Origin of the sequence: Sorangium sp. So ce185 (assembly GCF_051526825.1) — a bacterium.
GTDB lineage: Bacteria > Myxococcota_A > Polyangia > Polyangiales > Polyangiaceae > Sorangium > Sorangium cellulosum_D.
Window position 1 is genome coordinate 1,124,148 of record NZ_CP150316.1, and the last position, 23,844, is coordinate 1,147,991.

Annotated in this window: 17 protein-coding genes; 15 read left to right on the plus strand and 2 right to left on the minus strand. The window is 71.2% G+C overall.

Annotated features, from left to right (window positions below; genetic code table 11):
• The first annotated feature begins 70 nt into the window (after window positions 1-70).
• The 3 genes from WMF26_RS04275 to WMF26_RS04285 are packed head-to-tail and all read left to right on the plus strand — an operon-like array spanning window position 71 to window position 3,332.
• Window positions 71-541 carry a hypothetical protein gene (locus WMF26_RS04275; protein ID WP_437999241.1) on the plus strand — a complete coding sequence of 157 codons (471 nt, stop codon included), beginning with the start codon at window positions 71-73 and terminating at the stop codon, window positions 539-541.
• Window positions 535-1,872: a tyrosine-protein kinase family protein gene (locus WMF26_RS04280; RefSeq protein ID WP_437999242.1), complete on the plus strand. Its 1,338-nt coding sequence runs from the start codon at window positions 535-537 to the stop codon at window positions 1,870-1,872. Before WMF26_RS04275 ends, WMF26_RS04280 begins: the two co-directional genes overlap by 7 nt.
• On the plus strand, window positions 1,869-3,332 hold the full coding sequence (locus WMF26_RS04285) for a P-loop ATPase, Sll1717 family (RefSeq protein WP_437999243.1): 1,464 nt from the start codon (window positions 1,869-1,871) through the stop codon (window positions 3,330-3,332). The genes WMF26_RS04280 and WMF26_RS04285 overlap by 4 nt, the downstream gene beginning before the upstream one ends.
• A gap of 93 nt (window positions 3,333-3,425) precedes the next feature.
• Here WMF26_RS04285 and WMF26_RS04290 read toward each other — a convergent pair whose 3' ends face one another.
• A complete protein-coding gene (locus tag WMF26_RS04290) occupies window positions 3,426-4,067 on the minus strand; it encodes a sigma-70 family RNA polymerase sigma factor (protein ID WP_437999244.1) in 642 nt (213 codons plus the stop codon).
• A gap of 44 nt (window positions 4,068-4,111) precedes the next feature.
• A complete protein-coding gene (locus tag WMF26_RS04295; RefSeq protein WP_437999245.1) occupies window positions 4,112-4,432 on the minus strand; it encodes a hypothetical protein in 321 nt (106 codons plus the stop codon).
• 293 nt (window positions 4,433-4,725) lie between these two features.
• On the opposite strand from WMF26_RS04295, the gene WMF26_RS04300 reads away from it, so the two are divergent.
• The 12 genes from WMF26_RS04300 to WMF26_RS04355 all read left to right on the plus strand — a co-directional run bounded on the left by WMF26_RS04300 (window position 4,726) and on the right by WMF26_RS04355 (window position 23,338).
• Window positions 4,726-6,012, plus strand: coding sequence for a serine/threonine-protein kinase (locus tag WMF26_RS04300; protein WP_437999246.1), 1,287 nt, complete (start codon window positions 4,726-4,728; stop codon window positions 6,010-6,012).
• Complete coding sequence (locus WMF26_RS04305) at window positions 6,012-8,420, plus strand: protein kinase domain-containing protein (RefSeq protein ID WP_437999247.1); 2,409 nt, start codon at window positions 6,012-6,014, stop codon at window positions 8,418-8,420. The genes WMF26_RS04300 and WMF26_RS04305 overlap by 1 nt, the downstream gene beginning before the upstream one ends.
• Window positions 8,421-8,444: 24 nt before the next feature.
• Window positions 8,445-9,527, plus strand: coding sequence for a hypothetical protein (locus WMF26_RS04310; RefSeq protein WP_437999248.1), 1,083 nt, complete (start codon window positions 8,445-8,447; stop codon window positions 9,525-9,527).
• A gap of 14 nt (window positions 9,528-9,541) precedes the next feature.
• On the plus strand, window positions 9,542-10,657 hold the full coding sequence (locus WMF26_RS04315) for a PEGA domain-containing protein (RefSeq protein WP_437999249.1): 1,116 nt from the start codon (window positions 9,542-9,544) through the stop codon (window positions 10,655-10,657).
• Between the two features lie 20 nt (window positions 10,658-10,677).
• Window positions 10,678-12,285, plus strand: a complete 1,608-nt coding sequence (locus WMF26_RS04320; protein WP_437999250.1) for a hypothetical protein — start codon at window positions 10,678-10,680, stop codon at window positions 12,283-12,285.
• A 574-nt stretch (window positions 12,286-12,859) separates the two neighbouring features.
• Window positions 12,860-13,810, plus strand: coding sequence for a PEGA domain-containing protein (locus WMF26_RS04325; protein ID WP_437999251.1), 951 nt, complete (start codon window positions 12,860-12,862; stop codon window positions 13,808-13,810).
• On the plus strand, window positions 13,804-15,423 hold the full coding sequence (locus WMF26_RS04330; protein WP_437999252.1) for a hypothetical protein: 1,620 nt from the start codon (window positions 13,804-13,806) through the stop codon (window positions 15,421-15,423). The genes WMF26_RS04325 and WMF26_RS04330 overlap by 7 nt, the downstream gene beginning before the upstream one ends.
• Before the next feature lie 573 nt (window positions 15,424-15,996).
• The gene (locus WMF26_RS04335) at window positions 15,997-16,959 is read left to right on the plus strand and encodes a PEGA domain-containing protein (protein WP_437999253.1); all 963 of its coding nucleotides are present in this window, start codon (window positions 15,997-15,999) and stop codon (window positions 16,957-16,959) included.
• 28 nt (window positions 16,960-16,987) lie between these two features.
• Window positions 16,988-18,595: a hypothetical protein gene (locus WMF26_RS04340; protein ID WP_437999254.1), complete on the plus strand. Its 1,608-nt coding sequence runs from the start codon at window positions 16,988-16,990 to the stop codon at window positions 18,593-18,595.
• Window positions 18,596-19,085: 490 nt separating this feature from the next.
• Complete coding sequence (locus WMF26_RS04345) at window positions 19,086-20,081, plus strand: PEGA domain-containing protein (RefSeq protein ID WP_437999255.1); 996 nt, start codon at window positions 19,086-19,088, stop codon at window positions 20,079-20,081.
• 20 nt (window positions 20,082-20,101) lie between these two features.
• Complete coding sequence (locus WMF26_RS04350) at window positions 20,102-21,664, plus strand: PGRS family protein (RefSeq protein WP_437999256.1); 1,563 nt, start codon at window positions 20,102-20,104, stop codon at window positions 21,662-21,664.
• 852 nt (window positions 21,665-22,516) lie between these two features.
• Window positions 22,517-23,338, plus strand: a complete 822-nt coding sequence (locus WMF26_RS04355) for a PP2C family protein-serine/threonine phosphatase (protein ID WP_437999257.1) — start codon at window positions 22,517-22,519, stop codon at window positions 23,336-23,338.
• The last annotated feature ends 506 nt before the right edge of the window (window positions 23,339-23,844 follow it).

Here is a 23,844-nt window from a genome sequence, read left to right on the forward strand (position 1 = left end):
CCACGTCGCCGACCAGCCGAGCCCTCGCCTGTTGACGCCCTCGTCCAGACCGTGTTCACACGGTGCGGCGATGGCCCGATCGAGCGCGCTGACCCTCTCCACCAAGGCGGCCGACCTGCTGTCCGCGGCGCTGCGGCATGCGCGGGACGCCGAGCACCTGCTGGATCCGGCTGCCGGCTACACGTCGCCCGACCAGGCGTATCACCTCGCGGGCTACGGTCCGGAGTGCGCGCGCAAGGCCACCGTCTCCCTGCGCTGGCTCGACCAGGCCATCGGCCACGGCGTCGAGACCTCCGCCGCTGACGTGACCGCGTTCATGCTCGACCTCGATCCGCTGGCGCGGCGCTACGATGTGCCCATGGATGCAGCACGGTGCCCTGCCCTGTCCGCCTGGCGGGTCGAGGCGCGCTACCAGCGCACCGGAGCGCGATCCCGGTCGGAAGCACAGGCGCTCTGCCAGGAGGCGCGCGAGGTGGTGGATTCCGTCGCGGTCGCGCTCTGGGCGGACGGCCGTATCGCCGAGGGGCACACTCCATGGTGACGTTCGATGAGGTGCTTCCGACGCTGGTGCGGGTGTGCGAGGAGGCTCCGCACTTCGCCACGGTCCGGCGCTGCTGCGCGGTGCGGGATCTCCACGGCCGGGTGAGGCTCGTCATCGATCCCGAGCCCGGCGCCGCGGCCGTTGACGTCGACGCGCTCGCGCAGGCGCTTCGGGGGGCGCTCGGTGGGTATTTCGTCGGCCCGATCTGGTCGACCGCGACCCGGCACGCCGATGAGGCCAGGCTCGCCCGCGCCGTGCTGGCTCGCCCGGAGGCGCAACCCCGGTGGGGCGCGACGTACGACGACCCCGCGACGGGCGTTCGCGGTCTCGCTGCTCGCGCCCCATGGCACAAGATGGAAAGGCGCCTGTCGAAGCAGGCGTGGCTGGAAGCGGGCCAGCCCAACCTGCCATGGGAGCTGGGGGACGGGCCTGCGATCGTGACCTTCTACTCCTACAAGGGCGGCGTCGGGAGGACGACCGCGCTGACGGCGTGCGCGTGGCAGCTGGCGCAGGCGGGGCGGCGGGTCGCCGTGGTGGATCTGGATCTGGAGGCGCCGGGCCTCGGCGTGCTGCTGGAGGGAGAATCCGGGCGAGGGGTCGTCGACTTTCTGGCCGATCATGTCGCGACGGGCGCGTCTCGGCTCGACGATCTCGTCGCGGGGGCTCGTGCCCTCGGGGACGACGAGGAGCGCGTGCATGTGCTCGCGGCGGGCAGGCTCGGCCCCATGTACCTGGAGAAGCTCGCGCGCCTCGACTTCCTCAGCGCCGACGCCGGCCAGGGCGGTCACGCGTCCACGAGCCCGATGGAGCTGGCGCTTCGCGAGCTGCTCTTCGCCGTGCGGCGGGACATCGCGCCGGACTACATCCTGATCGACTCCCGGGCAGGGCTGCACGATCTCGCGGGGCTGTCGCTGCACCGGCTGGCGCACGTCGACGTGATCGTCGGCCGCGCGAGCGAGCAGGGGTATCGCGGGCTGGACGTGACGCTCGGCGCGCTCGTGGGACGCAAGGGGACGACAGGGCTCCAGTGCGTCATCGCGCAGTCGTTCGTGCCGTCGGAGGGGCTCCCCGAGGCGCTGTTCGAGGAGCAGGAGTTCCGGCAGCGCAGCTATGCGAGCTTTGCTGAGCACGTGTACCAGAGGGCGGCGCTCACCATCGCCGAGCAGGATCCGGGGCCTCACGTGCCGTTCGTGCTGCGCTACGACGCGGGGCTCGCGCGGTTCGCCTCGCTGCGGGCGATCCGAACATCGCTGTTTGCCCCGTGGTTCGAGGAGCTGCGCAAGCGGGTCGAGATCCTGTGCGTGCCGCCGAGGGAGGACGAGGACGCATGAGCCCGGAGGAGCGCGAGCAGGTGCTCGAGGCGTTCGCGCGGCTCGGCGCGCGCGGCGACGGCGAGGCGCTGGATCCGCTGACCACGTTCGTGCCGCTCGGTCCGCACCGACGCGCCCTCTGGCCCGAGAACGTCGTCATCCTGGGCAGCCGGGGCACGGGTAAGACGGCGCTCTTCCGGCTCGTCAACGAGCCGCGCACGGCCGCGCGCCTGCGCGCGCTCTTCGAGGACGAGCGGATCCCGGAGGCGACGTGGATCGACGCCTTCTCGGCGGCGGCGCTCCATCCGGAGGTGGGCACCTTGGAGGCCTATGCTGCCGGCGCCAGCGACATCACGCTGCGAGCGTTCTGGATGACGCACCTGCTCCGGCGGCTGCGGGACGAGGTGCCGGAGGTCGTCGAGGTGCCGGAGGCGCTCTCGTCCGTGCTGGCGGCGCCTGTGCCCGATCTCAGGGCATGGTTGCCGGCTGCCGAGGCGAACCTCGGCGCGGTCAACGCGGCGCTGGATGCGGCCGAGCGCGCGCTGTCGTCGGCCGGACGCTCCGTCATGGCGACGTACGACACGCTGGACCGGATCGGCCAGTTCGACCCCGGCGTTCGGCGCCGCTACCTGAGCGCGCTCCTCTCCCTGTGGTTGTCGCTCTCCAGCCGCTACCGGCGCCTGCGCGGCAAGCTGTTCCTGCGGGACGACCTGCTCGACGCGGGAGAGCTCGGCTTCGCGGACGCGAGCAAGCTCAGAGCGAGATCGGAAGCGCTCACCTGGGATGCGGGAGCGCTCTTGCAGGTAGCGGCGCGACACCTCGCGGAGGAGTCGGAGCCCGCGCGGGCCTGGCTGCGCGACGTCCCCGGCCTCACCCTGGTGGACCGGGGGGAGTTCGGCTGGATGCCTGGAGAGATGAAAGCGCGCGAGGTACAGAGCGCGTTCGTCGCCAGGTTCGCGGGCAAGGTGATCGGCCAAGGGGTGGTCAAGGCGTCCTCCCTGGACTGGATGATGGGCCGACTGCGCGATGCGCACGGCGGGGTCACGCCGAGGGTGCTGCTCTGGTTTCTCTCGTTCGCCGCGGAGTCGGCGAGGAAGGGGCCGCCTCGGAGCCGGGGAGCGCTGGTGACGCCCAGGGATCTCCTGGCTTCGCTTCAGCGGACGTCGCGGCAGCGGGTGCAGGAGCTGGTGGAGGAGTACCCGCTCGTGAGGCGCATGGAGAACCTTCGCGGGCTGACGCTCTGGCTCGGCCGCAGCGAGGTCGAGGCGCGGCTCGCGCAGCGCCGCCCGGACGAGCCGGCGGGGATCCCGGCGCGAGGCGACCTGGTGGTGTCGGAGCTGCTCCGGCTCGGCGTGTTGCGCGAGGTGGACGACGGGAAGCTCGACGTTCCGGATATCTACAGATATGCGTTCGAGATCTCCCCGGACTACTCGGCGTCGTGGCATGAGTTGCTCGTGGGGGAGAAGCTGCGGGCGCGATAGCAGCTCATCCAGGAGCTGCCTCGCCTCGCGTCGCCGTTTCTTCGGCTTGCTCGGATACGATGTTGGACTCTGCGGACTCGCGTCGATCGACGCTCAGGCCCCCTCGCTCGGCGGCGGCTCGTCGACCTCGCTGGCCCGTAGATCGCCCCGGAGCCGCCTCCGCAGCTGCTCATCCATGCGCGTCGCGTACTTCTCGTGCACGCCGAGCGCCGCGGCCACCTTGGACCAGGAGAGGTCCTGCCAATAGCGGAGCTCGATGAGCCGCGCCTCCCGCTCGTCGAGGCCGCGGAGCGCCGTTCGGAGCGCCTCGAGGGCCTGGGTGCGCGCCATCGTGTCCTCGGGGTGCGCCCGGAGCCGCTCGCCGGCGCTTGCGACGAAGCGCGCGAAGACGAGCGCGCGACACTGGTCCTTGAGCTGACTCAAGGCGTCGGCGTCGTCGTCGCCGAACGGATCGCTCGCGTCGCGCATCGACTCGGCCGCGTCGAGCGCGGCGTCGAGGCCGGCGCGGCGGAACGACGCCTCGCGGGTGAGCAGCCGGATGACGGCGCCGGCCACCCGCTTCCAGGCATACACGCCGAACGGGACGCCGCGCGCCGCGTCGTATCCGGGGCTCGCCTCGAGGAGCGCCTGATAGGCCGTCTGCTCGCAGTCCTCCAGGCCCTGTCGCGTCCGCACGCCGTAGACCCGCGCGGTCGTCCGCGCGACGTGGCGCGCCATCGGGAGCGCCTCCAGCACGCGCTCATGATCGGGAGGAGAGGGAGGCGGACGCTGACTGTCCGTCACCGCCGCCCACCGAAGGTACCGTCGCCGCGCTCCGGCGCCGCCGGGGTCGACATCGCCCCTCCCGCGCCCTCGCCCTCGCGGGCCACCTCGCCGCTCTCGGACAGGACAGGAGGCCTCGCCCGCAAGCGATCGTAGAGCGGCATCGACGCCGGGTGCGTCGTGATGAAGACCTCGAGGAGCCTGCGGTAGTCCTCGATCTCCTCGGGCGAGAGCGCTCCGAGGTAGGGGCTCAGCGCGTCGGCGACACAGGCTTCGACGAGGGGATCGACGTCGCCCGTCGTGTCCAGGTCGTCGCGCTCGGGAGCTTCGTGCGTCATGGGGCCTCGCGTGGCGGGACCCCGCGTGCGGCGCGGCGCCCCTTCGTCCTTCCTCTTCTCAAATCACCATCGGTGGACCGGTTCGGACAGGGAAAGCGACGCCCCCGTCGTTTTTCTGCGCCGCCCGGGCGGGCGCGGCGGCGGCGGGCGCGGGCCGGGGGCGGATGCGCGGGCGTTCGTGGCCAGGCAACTACGTAAATCGACGCTGCTTTTCAACAATCGACCGCGCCGGTGCATTTTCTCTGTCGGAACCGGCCCCGTGCTCGTGATTTCCCCTTCAGGAGACAACGCCGGTGGCACGCCTCACGTCAGGCAGCGCAGGGCCTCCCCGCGGCGGGGGGGACGAGCTGGAAGGAACGCCGTACCGGGCGCTCCGGCGGCTCGGGCGCGGGGGCATGGGGGAGGTGATCGAGGCGGAGCACCGCGTGCTCCGGAAGCGGGTCGTGGTGAAGCTGGTCCGCCGCGCGCTCGCCGGGGATCCGCGGTTCGCCGACCGGCTGCGGGTCGAGGCGCAGGCGCTGGCGGCGGTGTCGTCGCCGCATGTGGTGGCGGTCCTCGACCTGGGACGGACGCCGGCGGGGCGGCCCTACCTCGTGATGGAGCGGCTCGAAGGCAGGACGCTCGGGGAGGAGCTCGCGCAGCGGGGTGCGTTGCCGGTGGCCGAGGCGATCGATCTGGTGCGGCAGGTGCTGGCGGGGCTCGCGGCGGCGCATCGGGTCGGGCTCGTTCACCGCGACGTGAAGCTCGACAACGTGTTCCTGTGCGCGCCGGGGTCGGCGGCGTCGGGCGGCGGCCGCGTCGCAAAGCTGCTCGACTTCGGGGTCGCGAAGGTGCTCGACGGGGGCGTCGAGCCGGGCGCGCCGGGCGCGGAGCGGCCCTTTCCCCTGGAGGGGCCGGCGTATCCGACCGAGGCCGGGTTGCTCGTCGGGACCCCGCGGACAGCGTCGCCGGAGCAGGCGCGATGCAAGCCGGTCGACGCGCGGGCCGACGTGTATGCCGTTGGGCTGCTGATGTATACACTCCTGGTGGGGCACGGGCCGTTCGCTCACCTGGACGACGCGCTGGAGGTGCTCCGCGCGCACGTGCTGGAAGCGCCGGCGGCTCCGTCGCGGCGCGCCGCGCAGCCCATCCCGCCGGCGCTGGACCGGGCCGTGCTGAAGGCGCTGGCGAAGCGGCCGGAGGAGCGGTTTCAGAGCGCCGAGGCGTTCGCGGAGGAGCTGGGGCGGATCGCGGCGGAGCTGGGGGAGGCGGGAGGGAGCGCGGGGGCGGGGGTGGCGGGGGTGGCGGGGGTAGGGGGAGCGGAGCGGGCGGCGTCGCTGGCGGCGGCAGAGCGGGCATCGAAGGGGGCGACGGCTGGCGGAGGGGAGGCGGGAGCAGCGTGGACGCCGGAGATCGGGGCGTGGTTCGAGGCGATGCCGGACGGCACCGGCGGGGCGGGGGCTCGCGCGTGCGTGGCGGCGGACGCGGGGGAGGGGGCGGCGCCGGTGGACGCGCGGCTGTTCGCGGCGCTCACGGCGGGGAGCACGGTGGTGTTCTCGCTGATCGCGGCGCTGCTGCTGCGCGGCCTGGGGGTGTGGTGATGGCGCGTGAAGCGCTGAAGGCCGGGGACGTGTTCCTGGACTACCGGATCACGGAGGTGATCGACGCGGGTGGAATGGGGGAAGTGTACAAGGCGGTGGAGGAGTACTCGGACGACGTGGTGGCGATCAAGTGCATGTCGCCGCGGCACGTGAGGAGAGAGGACTTCGCGAGGCGGTTCCGGCAGGAGTGCAAGTTCTATCCGAAGCTGAAGCACCCGAACATCGTGCGGATGAGGAAGGCCGGGGTGTCGGCGGACGAGGTGGCGTATATCGTGATGGACTACCTCGAGGGGCGGACGCTGCGGAAGGTGCTGAACAAGATCTACCGCCTGGATTTTTTGAGCGCGATGCACGTGATGCTGCAGGTGGCGGACGCGATGACGTTCGTGCACTCGAAGGGGATATGGCACCGCGACCTGAAGCCCGAGAACATCATGGTTGGGGCGAAGGGAGACGCGAAGGGGCACGTGTGGCTGCTCGACTTCGGGATAGCGAAGTTCGCCGATGGAGGGATGAACACGGACGACCTGCCGGACGTGGGCACGGTGAGGTACATCTCACCGGAGCAGGTGAAGATGCTGTACGGGACGTCGAAGAAGGCGGAGCGCGGGGAGGGCGCGAGGCCGGACGGTCGGACGGATATTTACGCGTTCGGTGCAATCTTTTACGAGGTGCTGACGGGCAAGCACCTGTTCCTGGATGACGGGGAGCCGGCGACGGCGGAGGAGACGCTGACGGGGCACCTCGTGGCGGCGCCCGAGCCAGTGCACGAGATCGTGCCGGATTGCCCCGAGTTCGTGTGGCCGGTGGTGGCGCGTTGCATCGCGATCGACCGTGAGGAGCGGTATCCGAGGTTCGACGAGGTGGCGCGGGACCTGCGGGGGCTCTTGAGGGACACGGTGCCGGCAGGGCACGTGCTGGCGCAGCGGCTGGCGCAGGAGCGGATGAGGGCGGAGCGGCAGGCGGCGTTCGCCGGGGTGGAGATGGAGGAGGACAGCGCGCCGGTGGCGGGGGAGGGCGAGGGCGGGAGAGAGGGGGGCGGGATGGTGCGGGGGAGCGAGAGCGAGGAGAAGGCGAGGGGGCGGCGGGTGGTGCACGGGGAGACGGCGCCGCTGGAGCAATTCGTGGCGCCGGCGAGCCCGCTGCCGTTCGCGCCGGCGTCGCGGGAGCCGGCGCGGGTGCCACGCGGGCGGGGGGTGGGGTATACGGAGCCGCTGCCGCCGACGCTGCCGCCGCTGCCGGTGCGCGGGAGCGCGGGGGTGCGCGGGAGCGCGGCGCCACGGGAGGCGACTGCGGTGCTGCCGGGGGCGTGGGCGGAGAGGGCGGCGGCGCGAGGAGGGGCGCCGGGGCTGCCGGGAGCCGCGGCGCATTACCACGCGGCGGCGGCGCCGCCCGAGGTGGGAGCGCAGCGGGCGGTGCCGCCGACGTTGCCCGCGATAGAGACGCAGCACGCAGCGCCGGTGCTGTCGCCCTGGAGGGAAGCGCAGCGAGCGGTGCCGCCGCCGGAGATCGCGTCGGCGCAGGTGATGCCGCAGCAGCGGGAGGTTGCGGCGCAGTACGCGACGCCGCAGCAGCGGGAGGTTGCGGCGCAGTACGTGACGCCGCAGCAGCGGGAGGTTGCGGCGCACTACGTGACGCCGCAGTGGGAGGTTGCGGCGCAGTACGCGACGCCACCGTTGCCGATGACCGAGATGCAGCGAGCGGCAGCGGCGCCGCCGCTGGTCGCGGGACCGCCGGCGGCGCCGAGCTCGGTGACGGCGCCGAGCGCGCAAGCGCCTGGGTCATTGCAGAGAGAGGCGCCGAGGATGCCGGCGGCGATGCTCGTGCAGCCGCGGCGAGCGACGCGTGTGTACGTGCTGGCGCCGCTGTTGGCGCTGGTGATGACGGTGGTGGGCGTCGGAGCGGCGCTGGGGATCCGAGCGATGAGGGGCGCCGCGCCAGAGGGGGCGACAGGAGCGCCGGCGGTCACGGCGATGCCGGCCGAGAGCGTGTCGGCGAGCGCGGCGGCGGCGAGCGCCGTTGCGCCGGTGCCGGAGCCGGTTCCCGCCGCACCCGCGCCGGAGGCGACAGCGAGCGCGGGGGCGGTGAGCACGGCCGAGGGGGCTGCGGATGTCGGGATGCCCGCGAAGGCCGAGGCGGTTGCGGAAGCGGAGCCACCCCCTTCCAAGGAGCAACCGCCGGTGAGAGAGCCGTCGCTGGAGAAGGCGGCGCCGGTGAGGACGGCGCCGGCGGAGGCGGAGGATGAGGACGACGTCTACCCGATGCCGAAGCGGCAGAAGCCGTCGTTTCTGCGGGTGCTATCGGAGGAGAAGAAGAAGGCGGCGCCGGGGCAGAAGGCAGCGCCTGCGGATGCAGGTGGCGCGAAGCCAAAAGGCCCGTGCGAGTCGGCGGGGTGCAGGCCGTTCTAGTCGCTGAGGAGAGAGGTCTTCGAGATGAGCAGCAACAAGGACAGCGACGACGTCCGGCAGTACCTGCCGGACCTGGAGAGCATCCGGCGCGAGGCGGATCCGGCGGTTGCGGAGCGGAAGCTGCAGCAGGCGCTGAACAACCCGGAGCTGGACCGGGCGCTGTCCGAGATGCAGCAGCAGAAGCCGACAGGGCAGCCGCTGTTCCAGTTCCCGGTGGTGCCGGCGGTGCCCCACGGGCACGCGGCGCCGTCGGGGGCGGCGGTGCGGCCGGGGCCGCCGCCGCTGCCGGGGGCGGGGGCGCAGCAGGGCGCGGTGGGGCCGCCGCCGCTGCCGGGGATGGCGGCGCAGCAGCAGGGCGCAGCGGTCGCGCAGCAGGGAGCGGTGGTAGCGCATCACGCACCAGCGGCGGCGCACCACGCACCAGCGGCGGCGCACCACGTACCAGCGGCGGCGCAGCAGGGCGCAGCGGCGGCGCACCACGCACCAGCGGCGGCGCATCACAGATCGGCGGTGCCGCTGTACGGTGGCGCGGCAGCGCCGCTGGGAGCGGCGATGCCCAGTCCCGGGGTCCCACGGAGCACGGTGGCGCAGCCGGGGGCGATGGCGCCGAGCCAGTGGGCGGATCGTACGCTGCCGCCGATCGACAAGTCGCTGCTGCCGTCGTCGTTGCTGCCGATCACGCCGCCGCCGGTGGCGACGCCGAAGACGCCGGCCAGCGCGCCCGCGGCCGCGGAGCGCCGGCCGTGGATGCCGAGGTGGCTGATGGTCGTGCTTGCGGTGTTCGCGGTGAGCATGCCGTTCGTGCTGGCGGCGCTGCTGCTGCGAGAGACGCCGCCGAAGGAGTCGCAGCCAGCGCCGCCGTCGAGCGGGGCGCCGGCGCGGAGCGCGATAGCGCCGCCGGCAGCCTCGGAGCTGCCGCCGCCGGCAGCGCCGGAAGCGCCGGAGGCGGTCGAGCCAAGCCTTGACGATTCCGCGACCGCGAGCGACCCGCCTGCACCAGCCGCGCCGACACCCGCGCGGCCGGCGCGTGCTGCGCCGCGCCTCCCGCCGACGCCGGTAGCGCCGGCGCCGGCCGAGCGGCCGCTCGACGAAAACTGGATGCAATGAAACCGCGTGGAGCCATGACGATGAACTTCCGATCCGTTGCTCTCTTGATCTCGCTAGCGACCGCGGTCGCCGTGCCTGACATCGCCGCGGCGCAACCAGCGGCGCCGCAGCACGCCGCTGGCAGCGCCGATGCGGCGAAGCGCGCCGAAGCGCTGGTCCAGAAGGCCGGCCGCCTCTACTCGGATGGAAAGTACCAAGAGGCGGAAGCGTTGCTGCTGCCGGCGTGGGAGCTGAACCCGACGTTCGACGTGGCGTACAACCTGGGGAACACCGAGTACCAGCTGAAGAAGCACAAGGAAGCAGCGCAGTACCTGTCGTTTGCGCTGAGACACTGGCCGCTGCTGAAGGGTGTGGCGAAGCTGAAGCCGAACGCGGAGAAGTGGCTGGCGGAGTCGCGGGCGCAGGTGGGCGCGGTGGCGGTGACCGTGAGCATGGCGGGAGCGGAAGTGCTGGTGGACGGCAAGGTCACGGGCAGAGCGCCGCTCGAGGGAGAGGTGTTCGTCGAGCCGGGGGAGCACCGGGTGGAGGCGCGGCTCTCGGGGTACGAGACGGCGAGCCAGACGGTGCGCGTGGGCAAGGGGGGCACGGCGAAGGTGGAGCTGGCAATGATGCTGGCGAAGAGCGAGGCGAACGAGGCGACGCCGGTCGCGAACGCGGCGGAGGGCGCGAGCGCGCCGGGCGCGGGGGCCGGTGAGCTCGAGAAGAAGACGCCCACAGCGCCGGAACAACAGGAACAGCGGCCGCAAGAGAGGAGCTGGTGGCCGGTGATCGCGCTGGGCGCGGCGAGCGCGGTAGGGCTGGGCGTGGGGATCGGGACGACGGTCGCGGGGAGCGACGTGCTCGATGACGTGCACGCGCAGCGGCAGGCGCTCAGAGACGCTGGCGGGCAGTGCGCGAGGCCGCAGGCAGCATTCGTCGACCGTTGTGCAGAGCTGAACAGCGCTGGAGAGCGAGTCGACACGCTCGGCCACGTAGCAGGCGCCGCGTACGTCGCATCGGGTGTACTTGCCGCCGCGGCGCTGACCTATGCGCTGTGGCCGCGTGATGAGGCCGGGGCTGCAGGGCAGCCGCGCGTGGTTGCCGCTGCGCATCCGATGGGCGCTGGCATCGTCGTGCTCGGTGCATGGTGAAGGGCTCGGGAGAGGACGCGATGAAGACGAAAGCAAGGCGCTGGATTGCGGCGAATGTGGTGCTTGTCCTCGCTGCGAGCAGTTGTGACGTGATCTGGAGCGATGTGTCAGGAGATTGCGAGCTGATGCTCACCTGCGGGCATTTCCTGCCAACGGGCACAGGCGGCAGCACGCCGAACCCCGCGTGCGACGGGGACCCGACGCAGGACGCGAGCGCCGTGAGCGACGAGTGTGCGGTGTTCGTGAGCGCGAATGCGGGGTCGGGTGGCGACGGGACGAGAGCCAATCCGTACGCGTCGCTCAGCGACGCTGTAGCGAACGCGAGGGGCAAGCGGGTGCTTGCGTGCGCGAGCGGAGCGTTCGAGGAGCGCGTGAGGATCGAGGCGGGGGTCGAGGTGATCGGGGGCTTCGACTGTGATGAGGGGTGGACGTGGAGCGAGGAGGCGCGGAGCACGATCGAGGGGCGTGCGGGCGCGGCGGCGCTGACCCTGACGGAGACCGCGAGCGGGGCGAAGGTGCGGAGCTTCGCGATCCGCGCGGCGGACGCGAAGGACGCCACCGCCGAGGCGCACGCGACGGAGGCGGGAAGGTCGTCGATCGGCGTGGTGGTGGCGGACATCGAGGCGGAGCTCGCGCAGGTCGACGTGACGGCGAGGGACGGGCTCGACGGGTCGAACGGAGCCACGCCGACAGAGGTGCCGCAGGCAGGAGCGAGCGCGCCGGTGATGAACGCGTCGGCGGCGTGCTCGCTACCTGGCGCGGTGCACGGCGGTGACCCTGGCGAGACGAGCTGCGAAGATGGCGAGACACGCGGCGGCGCCGGCGGGCCAGGCGGGATCACGGGGACCGATGACGGCAACGGGCAGAACGGGACGGACGGCGTGCCGCCGCTGGAGCCGAACCCCGAGGAGTACGGGCTCGGCGGCGCAGGGCAAACCGGAGCGAACTGCAGGCTGGGACAGCCAGGCGCGCCAGGCGGATCCGGCGATGCGGGCCTAAGTGGCAACAGCACGCTGCTGACACTTTCCGGAATCGCGGGCGGCGACGGAGGCAACGGCGAAACCGGGAAGAAAGGTCAAGGGGGAGGAGGCGGAGGCGGAGCGAAGGCGGGGCAGTTCTGCCAGGCCATTCCGAACCCCATCGACGGTCCCGGCGCGAGCGGCGGGGGCGGCGGTGCCGGCGGTTGCGGCGGCAAGGGAGGCGGCGGCGGGAAGGCCGGCGGATCGAGCATCGGGATCGTGAGCCTGGGGACGAAGCTTGTGCTGAAGGAAGTGACCGTCGCAGTGGGCAAGGCAGGGAAGGGCGGGGACGGCGCTGGCGGAAGAGGTGGTGCCGCTGGAGGCAGCGGTGCAGCTGGGGGTGCTGCTTCGCCTCTCGGTGGATCCATCGGCTGCGATGGTGGAAGAGGCGGTCAAGGCGGAATGGGCGGCCCCGGTGCGGGCGGCCGAGGAGGCCATGCGGTGGGTGTCGCCTACGCCGCGGCGCCGAGCGCCGCGCTTGCGTTGAAGAGCTTCATGGCAGGCACACCCGGCAACGGAGGCAGCACGGCGCCGGGTGGGAACGGCGGCGAAGCGGGTAAGAGCGGAGAATGTTGGGACTTCACCACCAATGCGAGCTGCGGGCAGTGAGAAGCGCGGTGTCGTCGCGTGGTAATTCCGAAGAGCTGAACGGAATGCGATCGGTCGGAGAACGAGAGCTGCGACTCGTGAGCTGCTGAGCTGAAGGAGAGAACAAGAAATGAGTGGACGCACCCCGCGCCGGGGTGGTAGGGACTGGTTTGTCGCGGAGACGCGGCACGATGGGCTGCCCGGCGCTGACAACCTCGCCACCGAAGAGTGGAATGCCCAAGGCGCGGGTGGACGGACCGGAGATCTGCTGATCCCTTCTGCGTCGGGCCGCGAGCGCGGATGTCATCCGACGGTCGCTGAAGGCAGCCCAGCAGCAGATCGCTCTTACGCGGCGGGGAGCCCGCGAGCCGTGGCCATGGCCGGGTGGAGGCGTCGCAGCGCAGCACCGAGAGCCACCGGCGCTTCTGGGACCCCTCCCGTCCCGCGCGTAGCGCGGGACCTGGGAGGGGCGGACCGCGCGCAGGCCCGCAGGGCCGAGCACGGTCCGGGGGTGGGCATCGTTGTATTCCTCTCTCTTCTCCTCTGCACACCAGCGCGCACTGCGTGGTGTGAGGAGCTAGGTCCGTCGTCCGCCATGCCGCCGTGGAAGTACCAAGAGGCGGAAGCGTTGCTGCTGCCGGCGTGGGAGCTGAACCCGACGTTCGACGTGGCGTACAACCTCGGGAATACGAGGTACCAGCTGAAGAAGCACAAGGAAGCAGCGCAGTACCTGTCGCACGCGCTGCGGCACTGGCCGCTGATGAAAGCGGCGGCGAAGCTGAAGACGACGGCGGAGCAACGGCTGGCGGAGTCGCGAGCGCAGGTGGGCGCGCTGGCGGTGAAGGCGGGCACGCCGGGGGCGGAGGTGCTGGTGGACGGCAAGGCCGTGGGCAAGGCACCGCTGGAGGGGGAGGTGTTCGTCGAGCCGGGCGAGCACCGGGTGGAGGCGAGGCTGGAAGGCTACGCGCCGGCGAGCCAGACGGTGAAGGTGGCCAAGGGCGGGACGGCGGAGGTGGAGCTGGCGATGACGCTGGCGAAGAGCGAGGCGCAGGCGGCGGCGGGGACGACGACGGAGGGCGGCGGGAGCACGGCGGGGGCGGGGGCTGTGGGGCCGGTGGCGGGGGGGCCGGCGGCGCCGGTGGAGCCGCAGCCGGTGCCGGAGAAGAGGAGCTGGGTGCCGGTGATCGCGCTGGGAGCGGCGAGCGCGGTGGGGCTCGGCGTGGGGATCGGGACGACGGTGGCGTCGAACAACGCGAGCGCCGATCGGCGCGCGCAAGCGGATGCGATCCTCGAAGCGGGGGGCGGCTGCCCGGATGCACCGGCTGCATACATTCAAGCGTGCTCTGATCTCCGGTCGACAGCTTCGCGGGTCGACACCTTCGCGCGCGCAGCCACCGTGGCGTACACGGCGTCGGGCGTACTGGCCATCGCAGCCGTGACTTACGCGCTATGGCCGCGCTCGGAGGTCAAGGCGTCAGGCAAGATGCGTGTGCTGCCCGAAGCGCACGTCGGTTACGGCGGGATTGTGGTGCAGGGGGCATGGTGAAGAGCCGACACGAGGATGGGATGATAAAGAATCGAGTTCGCTGGCAGCTGTGCTCTTTGGGGGTTGTCGTTGGTGTCGCCGGTTGCGATACGGTGTGGAGCAACGTCGCGGAGGATTGCGAGTCTATATTGATGTGTGAGCACCACCGCGGATTGTGGAGTGGCACCGGAGGGAGCATACCGAACCCCCACTGCGAGGCGGATCCGACGAAGGACGCAAGCACGGTGACGGACGAGTGTGCGGTGTTCGCGAGCGCGAGCGCGGAGCCGGGGGGCGACGGGACGCAGGAGAAGCCGTACGCATCGCTCGGAGAGGCAGTGTCGAAGGCGAACGGCAAGCGGGTGCTGGTGTGCGCGGTCGCGCCGTTCGCGGAGAGCGTGACGATCGAGGCCGGGGTGGAGGTGATCGGGGGCTTCGATTGCGACGCGGGGTGGACGTGGAGCGAAGAGGCGCGGAGCGCGATCGAGGGGCCAGCGAACGAGATAGCGCTGACGCTGGGAGAAGGCGCAAGCGGGGCGAAGGTGAGGAGCTTCGCGGTGACGGCGGCGAGCGCGACGGAGCTGGGCGGCTCGTCGATCGGCGTGGCGGTGGCGGATGTCGAGGCGGAGCTGGCGCAGGTGGACGTGACGGCGGGCGATGGGATGCATGGCGAGAAGGGCGAGACGCCGAGCGAGGCGCCGCAGGTGGGGGCGAGCGCGCCGGCGATGAGCGCGTCGGCGGCGTGTCTCGTGGAGGCGGCGGTGCATGGCGGTGAGCCCGGCGTGATGACGTGCGAGGACGGCGAGACACGTGGCGGCGCCGGTGGTCTCGGCGGGATCACCGGGACCGAGGAGGGCAACGGGCAGAACGGTAAGAACGGTGCACCGGTGCCCGAGCCGAACCCAGACGAGCACGGGTTGGGTGGCACTGGGCAGACGGATCCCGACGGCGAATGCAAGTCAGGTGCGAAAGGCAAGAGCGGAATCCGTGGAAATCCAGGCGACGCGAGGAACGACACGGTGCTGACGCTTGCCGGAATCGAGGGCGGCGACGGAGACAACGGCAAGATCGGGACGCGAGGTCAAGGAGGAGGTGGTGGCGGCGGAGCGAAAGCGGGGCAGTTCTGCGGGACCAGTACGAACCTCGTGAACGGCCCCGGCGCGAGCGGAGGCGGCGGCGGAGCCGGCGGGTGCGGTGGCAAGGGCGGCGGCGGCGGGAAGGCCGGGGGGTCGAGCATCGGGATCGTGAGCCTGGGGACGAAGCTTGTGCTGAAGGAGGTGACGGTCGAGGTGGGCACGGCGGGGAAGGGCGGGGACGGCGCTGGCGGAAGAGGCGGCGCCGCTGGAGGCAGCGGTGCAGCTGGGGGGGCTGCTTCGTCCCTCGGTGGATCCATCGGCTGCCGAGGTGGCGATGGCGGTCAAGGCGGAATGGGCGGTCCCGGTGCGGGCGGCCGAGGCGGTCACGCGGTGGGCATCGCCTACGCCACTGCGCCAGGCGGAGCTGTCGAACTGGCGAGCTTCATGCCGGGCACTGCCGGCGACGGCGGCACCACGGCGCCGGGCGGGAACGCCGGCATGGCCGGCGAGAGCGGAGAATGCTGGAACTTCAAGGCCAATGTGAGCTGCGGGCAGTGAGAAGCACCGGGTTGTTACGTGGCAATTCTGAAGAGCTCAACGGAATGCGCTTGGTCTAGTACGAGGGCTGCGCCTCGTGAACTGCTGAGCTGAATGAGAGAACAAGATATGAGTGGACGCACCCCGCGCCGGGGTGGTAGGGAGTGGTTTGTCGCGGAGACGCGGCACGGTGGGCTGCCCGGCGCTGACAACTTCGCCACCTCCGAGTGGAATGCCCAAGGCGCGGGCGGACGGACCGCCGATCTGCTGAACCCTTCTGCGTCGGGCCGCGAGAGCGGATGTTATCCGACGGTCGCTGAAAGCAGCCCAGCAGCAGATCGCTTGTGCGCGGCGAGAAGCCCGCGAGCCGTGGCCATGGCCGGGTGGACGCGTCGCAGCGCAGCACCGCGAGCCGCCGGCGCTCCGGGTACCCCTCCCGTCCCGCGCGTAGCGCGGGACTTGGGAGGGGCGGACCGCGCGCAGGCCCGAAGGGCCGAGCACGGTCCGGGGGTGGGCATCGTTGTAGTGCTCTCTCTTTTCCTCTGCACGTCAGCGCGAGCTGCGTGGAGTGAGGAGCTGGGTAGGTCGTCCGTCGTGCCGCCGCGGAAGTACCAAGAGGCGGAAGCGTTGCTGCTGCCGGCGTGGGAGCTGAGCCCGACGTTCGACGTGGCGTACAACCTGGGTAACACCGAGTACCAGCTGAAGAAGCACCGAGAAGCGGCGCAATACCTGTCGTTCGCGCTGAGACACTGGCCGCTGCTGAAAGGGGTGGCGAAGCTGAAGCCGAACGCCGAGAAGTGGCTGGCGGAGTCGCGGGCGCAGGTGGCCGCGGTGGGGGTGACGGTGAGCATGGCGGGAGCGGAAGTGCTGGTGGACGGCAAGGTCACGGGCAGAGCGCCGCTCGAGGGGGAGGTGTTCGTCGAGCCGGGGGAGCACCGGGTAGAGGCGCGGCTCTCGGGGTACGAGACGGCGAGCCAGACGGTGCGCGTGGGCAAGGGAGGCACGGCGAAGGTGGAGCTGGCGATGACGCTGGCTAAGAGCGAGGCGAACGAGGCGACGCCGGTCGCGAACGTTGCGGAGGGCGCGAGCGCGCCGGGCGCGGGAGCCGGCGGTGGGCCTGCGGCAGAGCTGGCGCCTGGAGCGCCGGTGGAGCCGGCGTCGCCGCCGCAGCAAAGGAGCTGGGTGCCGGTGATCGCGCTGGGGGCGGCGAGCGTGGTGGGGCTCGGCGTGGGCATCGGGATGACGGTCGCGTCTCGCAACGCGCGGAGCGATGCCGATGCACAACGCGCTGCAATCTTGTCGAGGGGGCCCGGGTGCGTGAATGCACCGAGTGACGTGGCGAGCGCATGCAAAGCCTTCAAGGACACGGCGGGTAGCGCCGAGGCGTTCGGCACAGGCGCGCTCGTGGCCTATGTCGCGTCCGGTGCGCTGGCCGCCGGAGCAGTGACGTACGCGCTCTGGCCTCGATCGGCCACGACGGGCAGCTCGGTCGGAATTCGACCGATCGTCTCGCTGGCGACGAGCGAGACGATGGTCGGTGTCGTTGGTCTGTGGTGAGCGGCAGCGGGAAGGAAAGGACGCGAACGTGAGAGGACATAACGGCTTCACGGCTGGCGCCATCTGCGCGGTGCTCGCAGCGGTCGGGTGCGATGCGCTATCGATCGACCTGACCGATGACCATGAGTACACGCTGGAGAACCCGCATCACGACTGGCGCCAGGGAGAGGGAGGCGGTCTGCCGAACCCCGCGTGCGACGGGGACCCGACGCAGGACGCGAGCGCCGTGAGCGACGAGTGCGCGGTGTTCGTGAGCGCGAATGCGGGGTCGGGCGGCGATGGGACGAAAGCGAATCCGTACGCGTCGCTCAGCGATGCTGTAGCGAACGCGAAGGGCAAGCGGGTGCTTGCGTGCGCGAGCGGGCCGTTCGAGGAGAGCGTGAGGATCGAGGCCGGGGTCGAGGTGATCGGGGGCTTCGACTGCAAGGCGGGGTGGACGTGGAGCGAGCAGGCGCGGAGCACGATCGAGGGGCGTGCGGGCGCGGCGGCGCTGACGCTGACGGAGACCGCGAGCGGGGCGAAGGTGCGGAGCTTCGCGATCCGCGCGGCGGACGCGAAGGACGCGACCGGCGAGGCGCACGCGACGGAGGCGGGAAGGTCGTCGATCGGCGTGGTGGTGGCGGATATCGAGGCGGAACTCGCGCAGGTCGACGTGACGGCGAGGGACGGGCTCGACGGGTCGAACGGAGCCACGCCGACGGAGGCGCCGCAGATCGGCGCGAGCGCGCCGGCGATGAACGCGTCGGCGGCGTGTGTAAGGGATGCAGCGGTGCACGGCGGTGACCCCGGCGAGACGACCTGCGAAGACGGCCTGACACGCGGCGGAGCCGGCGGGCCAGGCGGGATCACGGGTACCGATGACGGCAACGGGCAGAACGGGACGGATGGCGCGCCGCCGCCGGAGCCAAACCCGGAGCAGGATGGTCTCGGCGGCGCAGGGCAGAGCGGTGGCAATTGCCGACCGGGACAGCCCGGCGCGCCTGGAACTGCCGGCGACCCTGGCGACGGGGGCAGCGACACGCAGCTGACGCTGGCCGGCATCGCCGGGGGCGACGGAGGCAACGGCGAAACCGGGAAGAAAGGTCAAGGGGGAGGAGGCGGAGGCGGAGCGAAGGCAGGGCAGTTCTGCCAGGCCATCCCGAACCCGATCGACGGTCCCGGCGCGAGCGGCGGCGGCGGTGGCGCTGGCGGTTGCGGCGGCAAGGGAGGCGGCGGCGGAAAGGCCGGCGGGTCGAGCATCGGGATCGTGAGCCTGGGGACGAAGCTTGTGCTGACGGAGGTGACGGTCGAGGTGGGCACGGCGGGGAAGGGCGGGGACGGCGCTGGCGGAAGAGGCGGCGCTGCTGGAGGCAGCGGTGCAGCTGGGGGGGCTGCTTCGTCCCTCGGTGGATCCATCGGCTGCGATGGTGGAAGAGGCGGTCAAGGCGGAATGGGCGGTCCCGGTGCGGGCGGCCGAGGCGGTCACGCGGTGGGCATCGCCTACGCCACTGCGCCAGGTGGAGCCGTCGAGCTGGCGAGCTTCATGCCCGGCACTGCCGGCGACGGCGGCACGACGGCGCCGGACGGGAATGCCGGCAATGCGGGTGAGAGCGGAGAATGTTGGGACTTCACCACCAATGCGAGCTGCGGGCAGTGAGAGACGCGGTGTCGCCGTGTGGCAATTCTGAAGAGCTCAACGGAATGCACTTGGTCGAGTAACGAGGGCTGCGCCTCGTGAGCTGCTGAGCTGAAGGAGAGAACAAGAAATGAGTGGACGCACCCCGCGCCGGGGTGGTAGGGAGTGGTTTGTCGCGGAAACGCGGCACGGTGGGCTGCCCGGCGCTGACAACCTCGCCACCTCCGAGTGGAATGCCCAAGGCGCGGGCGGACGGACCGTCGATCTGCTGAATCCTTCTGCGTCGGGCCGCGAGCGCGGATGTCATCCGACGGTCGCTGAAGGCAGCCCAGCAGCAGATCGCTTTTGCGCGTCGGGAAGCCCGCGAGCCGTGGCCATGGCCGGGTGGAGGCGTCGCAGCGCAGCATCGAGAGCCGCGGTCGCTCCGGGAACCCCTCCCGTCCCGCGCGTAGCGCGGGACTTGGGAGGGGCGGACCGCGCGCAGGCCCGCAGGGCCGAGCACGGGCCGGGGGTGGGCATCGTTGTAGTGGTCTCTCTTCTCCTCTGCGCACCAGCGCGAGCTGCAAAGCATCCAGAGGTGGAGGCGGAGCTTCAGTCGGCGTGGGAGCTGAACCCGACGTTCGACGTGGCGTACAACCTGGGGAACACCGAGTACCAGCTGAAGAAGCACCGAGAAGCAGCGCAGTACCTGTCGTTTGCGCTGAGACACTGGCCGCTGCTGAAGGGGGTGGCGAAGCTGAAGCCGAACGCCGAGAAGTGGCTGGCGGAGTCGCGGGCGCAGGTGGGCGCGGTGGGGGTGACCGTGACCATGGCGGGAGCGGAAGTGCTGGTGGACGGCAAGGTCACGGGCAGAGCGCCGCTCGAGGGAGAGGTGTTCGTCGAGCCAGGCGAGCACCGGGTAGAGGCGCGGCTCTCGGGGTACGAGACGGCGAGCCAGACGGTGCGCGTGGGCAAGGGAGGGACGGCGAAGGTGGAGCTGGCGATGACGCTGGCGAAGAGCGAGGCGAACGAGGCGACGCCGGTCGCGAAGGCGGCGGAGGGCGCGAGCGCGCCGGGCGCGGGGGCCGGTGGGCCCGTGGAGAAGAAGACGCCTGCTGCGCCGGAACAACAGGAACAGCGGCCCCAAGAGAGGAGCTGGTGGCCGGTGATCGCGCTGGGAGCGGCGAGCGCGGTGGGACTCGGGGTGGGGGTGGGGATGACGGTCGCGTCGGACAGCGCGAACTCGGAAGCGCGCGCTCAACAGGACAAGATTTTCACCGCAGATGGCGGATGCTTGGCGTCACCGTCGTTCGCAGGACAATGCGCTGAGCTTCATAACGCAGGTGAGCGCGCCGGTCGCCTGGGGGACATCGCGCTGGCGAGCTACATAGCGTCGGGCGTGCTCGCCACGGCCGCGTTGACGTACGCGCTGTGGCCAGGGAGAGGCGCGGAGAAGGCGACCGCACTGCTCGTGCTTCCGGAGCCGCGCGTGGATGGCGTCGGCGTTGTGATGGTGAGCGCATGGTGAGCCGAGCAGGAGAGCGACCGATGAGAACAATCAGGCAAGTCCTGCTGGGGTCAACTGTCGCTGTTGCGTTGATCTCCAGCGGTTGCGATGGGCTTTGGTATCACATCGAGGACGACTGCGAGCTGATGCTCACGTGCGAGAAGTACCGGGGCAGGGGCAGCGAGGTCGTGCCGTCAGGATGCGTGCCGAGCGAGATCGACGGCGCTGTGGATGACGCGTGCGGCGTGTTCGTGGCTTCGACAGGCAAGGACAGCAATGCAGGTACCCGTGCCGAGCCGGTCGCGACGCTCGCCGAAGCGCTGCGGAGGGCTGCCGACAAGCGCACGGGGGCCTACGCGTGCGCCGAAACGTTCGAGGAAGCGGTCGAGCTGCCAGCAGGCGTCAGGCTCTTCGGTGGCCTCGACTGCGCGAACGGGTGGAGCTGGATCGGCGAGGAGAAGAAGACGACCGTGGCGCCGGGCGACGAAGGTATCGCGCTGAAGGTGAGGCGGGGCGCGGGATCGGTGAGGGTCGAGGACGTGTCGGTGCACGCGGCGGATGCGCGGACGCCGGGAGCGTCGTCGATCGCGGTGCTGGTGGATGGCGCGGAGGCGGAGCTGGTGCGGTGTGAGCTGGTCGCCGGGAACGGAGCGGATGGCGCGGAGGGGGAGGATGCGCCGAGCGAGGTGCCGGCGCAGGCGTCGCCGGGGAACGCCGGAACCGATGCGTGCAGCGATCTAGACACATCAGGGGCACCCGATGAGGCGCTGCTGGGAGGAGCGCAGGTAGAAAACACGTGCGGCGGAGATGCGCTGTCCATCGGCGGCGAAGGTGGCGCTGGCAGGGTGAACAACGGTGGCAGTGGACAGATCGGAGAGCCCGGCGCGCTCGGAGCAGCAGGATCTGGGGAGCCCGCGGCAGGCGCCTGGAGCTGCGCCGCCGGCGGCACCGGCCAGGGCGGCGACAACGGCATGCCTGGTCAAGTCGGGCTCGCCGCGAGCGGCCTCGGCACGTTGAGCTCGTCGGGCTACGTGGGCGTGAGCGGTGGTGCCGGTGGAGCTGGCAAGCCAGGGCAGGGCGGAGGCGGGGGAGGGGGCGCGAAGGGCGGCGCAGCGATCTGCCCCGGCGGCGTGCGGGGAGCCGGCGCGAGCGGAGGCAGCGGCGGAGCCGGCGGCTGCGGCGGGCTGCCCGGGCAGGGCGGTGGAGCCGGCGGAGCGAGCATTGCGCTGGCGAGCGTGGAGGGAAAGGTGACGCTGAAGGACTGCGTGTTGAAGGCGGGCAACGGAGGCAAGGGAGGCGCGGGCGGCGACCTGCAGCCGGGTGGAGCCGGCGGGGTCGGCGGCGTCGGCGGCATGGGAGTCGGCATCTCCAAAAACGCGTGCGCTGGCGGTCAGGGAGGCCAAGGCGGCCCCGGCGGTCCCGGAGGAGGAGGTCTCGGCGGGCCGTCGCTGGCGATCGCATACCGGGGGGAGGCGGTGAGGCAGGAAGGGCAGACGATGCTGATGCCCGCCACGGCGAGTGCTGGGGGGCCGGGCGGAAGCAGCAACGTTGCGGAGAACGCAGGCACCGCTGGCGTAAGTGCAGCGGAGCAGAAGTTTCCGTGAGCGAGCGGTGAGGTAGCGGGCGGCGCCGTCGAGAGCGCCGCTTGCACGGCCGCGGAGTGAGGGGGGCAGAAGGTGGTGGTGGTCGCGCAAGGAGCGATCGCAGGGGAGAGGTGCATCCCGAGGTGTGGGTGATGTGTCGAGCGGGCGCCGGAGGAAGCTCGTTTCCAGCGAGAATCGCGGAAAGTGAACGCTGTTGTCGGATTTTGTGACAAATCGAAAGCGTGTAACGTAAACCAGCGAAAGGACACCTGATCTTTGGAAGAAACTGCTTGGCGAGCTCTTTCGACATCGGCAGAATCAGTGCTGCCCGATCCGAAAGAGCAGCCATGCCGATGCGCCAAAAGCCCCGCGGAGACGACGTCCCTCCCTCTGGTAGGCGTCCCTGCCTGAACGGGCTGGGAGAGTGGGAGCGGAGGTGGGTACGGAAGCTGGGCCTGGACGACATACCGTGGGATCCGGAGCGATGCTGCGAGCACTGCATCGCGGAGCGAGCGGCTCGCGGCGAGGCGGTGGAGGAGGTTGCGCCGCCGTCGGGGAGCCGACCGAAGCTGCTGCCGGGCCTTTGCTGGGCGAAGACCCCGCCCGGGGCGGGCGGTCCAAAGGGGCGGAGCAAGGGCGGCGGCAAGCTGACGCTGCTGAAGCTCGCGCGCTCGCCTCGCATCGAGCGAGAGGATCCCTGAGCGGAAGACGCCGTCACGAGGGGTCGGTTCGAGCGACTCGACGTTGACGAGCCAGGAGCGCTGACCGCGGACGGCAGCCGCGCTGGGCGCAGGGCTACGGATTAGGATTCGGCGCACCGCGGGCGCGGTGCGCCCTGACTCGGCTCGTCGGTGTGACGAGCGTGCGAGGTGGATGATGGTGTGCCCAACGCTCGCCATCGAGGCAGGAGCGGAAGCCCCTGTGTCGACGCGTCGTACGAGCAACGAGGAGAGCTATCGTGCATTGCCTTGTTTGGGGCTGTTCCTGGTCGCGGGTGGGGTCGGCAGCGAAGTCGCTTCGCGCACGGCCATTGCGCTGGTGCACGCAGCTGTCGACGCAGACTGTGTGGGCGAAGTTCGTGCCGATGGGATGGCTGCGCGGCAGTTCCGGGACGAAGTTCGGCTCATCATGAGCCCGCATCGGCCGAGCGGCTGTCGCTCGGAGCGCGATTGCTCGGAGCCGACGAGGTACAGCGTGCCGGCGAGCTTCGCCGGTGTGTTGCTCGCGCCGGTTGCCGCGTATATGGCCTATGCCGGCGACATGCGCGTCTACCGATTTCGTGGCGGAAAGCTGGAGGAGCGAACGCGTGAGCACGCTATGTCCGACGATGGCGCGTCGGATGGAACCATCTCGCAGGATGCGCTCGCCATGTTGAGCCAACACGCGGATACCGCGACACGTGCGCTCGGCTGCGACGCGGCGGTGGAAATGAAGACGCTGGTCGAGCGCACGGAGCCGGGCGACATCTTCCTGGTGTGCTCGGGCGGATTGTGGGGCTCGGTGCCCGAGCACCGCATCGCCGGCATCCTTGGAGCGCACCATGAGCTGCGCCTCGCGGCGAGCCTGCTGATGGAGTGCGCTCATGAGCACGGCGAGCCCGAGCACGTGACGTGCCTCTTGGCGCGCGTCGGCGATAGCCGAGGGGGAACTCACGAGGAGAAACGGTACGCCAGCACGGGAGGGCGGCGGGGCTGAGCCCGGCGCGCCTGGAACTGCCGGCATCCCCGGCGGTGCCGGCAGTGACATCATGCTGACGCTGGCCGGTATCGCGGGTGGCGACGGAGATGACGGCGCACCCGGGAGTCGAGATCAAGGGGGAGGAGGCGGAGCAAAGGCAGGGCAGTTCTGCCAGCCATCCCGAACCCCATCAGCCCAGGCAAGAGCGGCGTGTGCTGGCGCTTCGGTGAGCGTGAGAGCGAGAGCTGCGCGGAGCGAGAAGAACGATCTCATGCGTGGAAAATCCGCCGAGCTCGACGGAATGCACGCGATCGAGCAACGAGAGCTGCGGTCCGTGAGCTGCTGAGCTGAAGGAGACACCAAGAAATGAGTGGACGCACCCTGCGCAGGAGTGGTACGGACTGCTCTGTCGCGGAAACGCGGCACGGTGGGCTGCTCGGCGCTTACAACTTCTCCACCACAGCGTGGAATGCCCAGGGCGCGGGCGGACGGACCGAAGATCTGCTGAACCCTTCTGCGTCGGG

Excerpts from the sequence above, each read along its gene's own strand:
- WMF26_RS04330 (WP_437999252.1), top strand. The coding sequence starts at position 13,804 with ATGGTGAAGAGCCGACACGAGGATGGGATGATAAAGAATCGAGTTCGC.
- WMF26_RS04285 (WP_437999243.1), top strand. The coding sequence starts at position 1,869 with ATGAGCCCGGAGGAGCGCGAGCAGGTGCTCGAGGCGTTCGCGCGGCTC.
- WMF26_RS04305 (WP_437999247.1), top strand. The coding sequence starts at position 6,012 with ATGGCGCGTGAAGCGCTGAAGGCCGGGGACGTGTTCCTGGACTACCGG.
- WMF26_RS04280 (WP_437999242.1), top strand. The coding sequence starts at position 535 with ATGGTGACGTTCGATGAGGTGCTTCCGACGCTGGTGCGGGTGTGCGAG.
- WMF26_RS04320 (WP_437999250.1), top strand. The coding sequence starts at position 10,678 with ATGAAGACGAAAGCAAGGCGCTGGATTGCGGCGAATGTGGTGCTTGTC.
- WMF26_RS04350 (WP_437999256.1), top strand. The coding sequence starts at position 20,102 with ATGAGAACAATCAGGCAAGTCCTGCTGGGGTCAACTGTCGCTGTTGCG.
- WMF26_RS04315 (WP_437999249.1), top strand. The coding sequence starts at position 9,542 with ATGACGATGAACTTCCGATCCGTTGCTCTCTTGATCTCGCTAGCGACC.
- WMF26_RS04310 (WP_437999248.1), top strand. The coding sequence starts at position 8,445 with ATGAGCAGCAACAAGGACAGCGACGACGTCCGGCAGTACCTGCCGGAC.
- WMF26_RS04355 (WP_437999257.1), top strand. The coding sequence starts at position 22,517 with ATGATGGTGTGCCCAACGCTCGCCATCGAGGCAGGAGCGGAAGCCCCT.
- WMF26_RS04295 (WP_437999245.1), bottom strand. The coding sequence starts at position 4,432 with ATGACGCACGAAGCTCCCGAGCGCGACGACCTGGACACGACGGGCGAC.
- WMF26_RS04275 (WP_437999241.1), top strand. The coding sequence starts at position 71 with ATGGCCCGATCGAGCGCGCTGACCCTCTCCACCAAGGCGGCCGACCTG.
- WMF26_RS04325 (WP_437999251.1), top strand. The coding sequence starts at position 12,860 with ATGCCGCCGTGGAAGTACCAAGAGGCGGAAGCGTTGCTGCTGCCGGCG.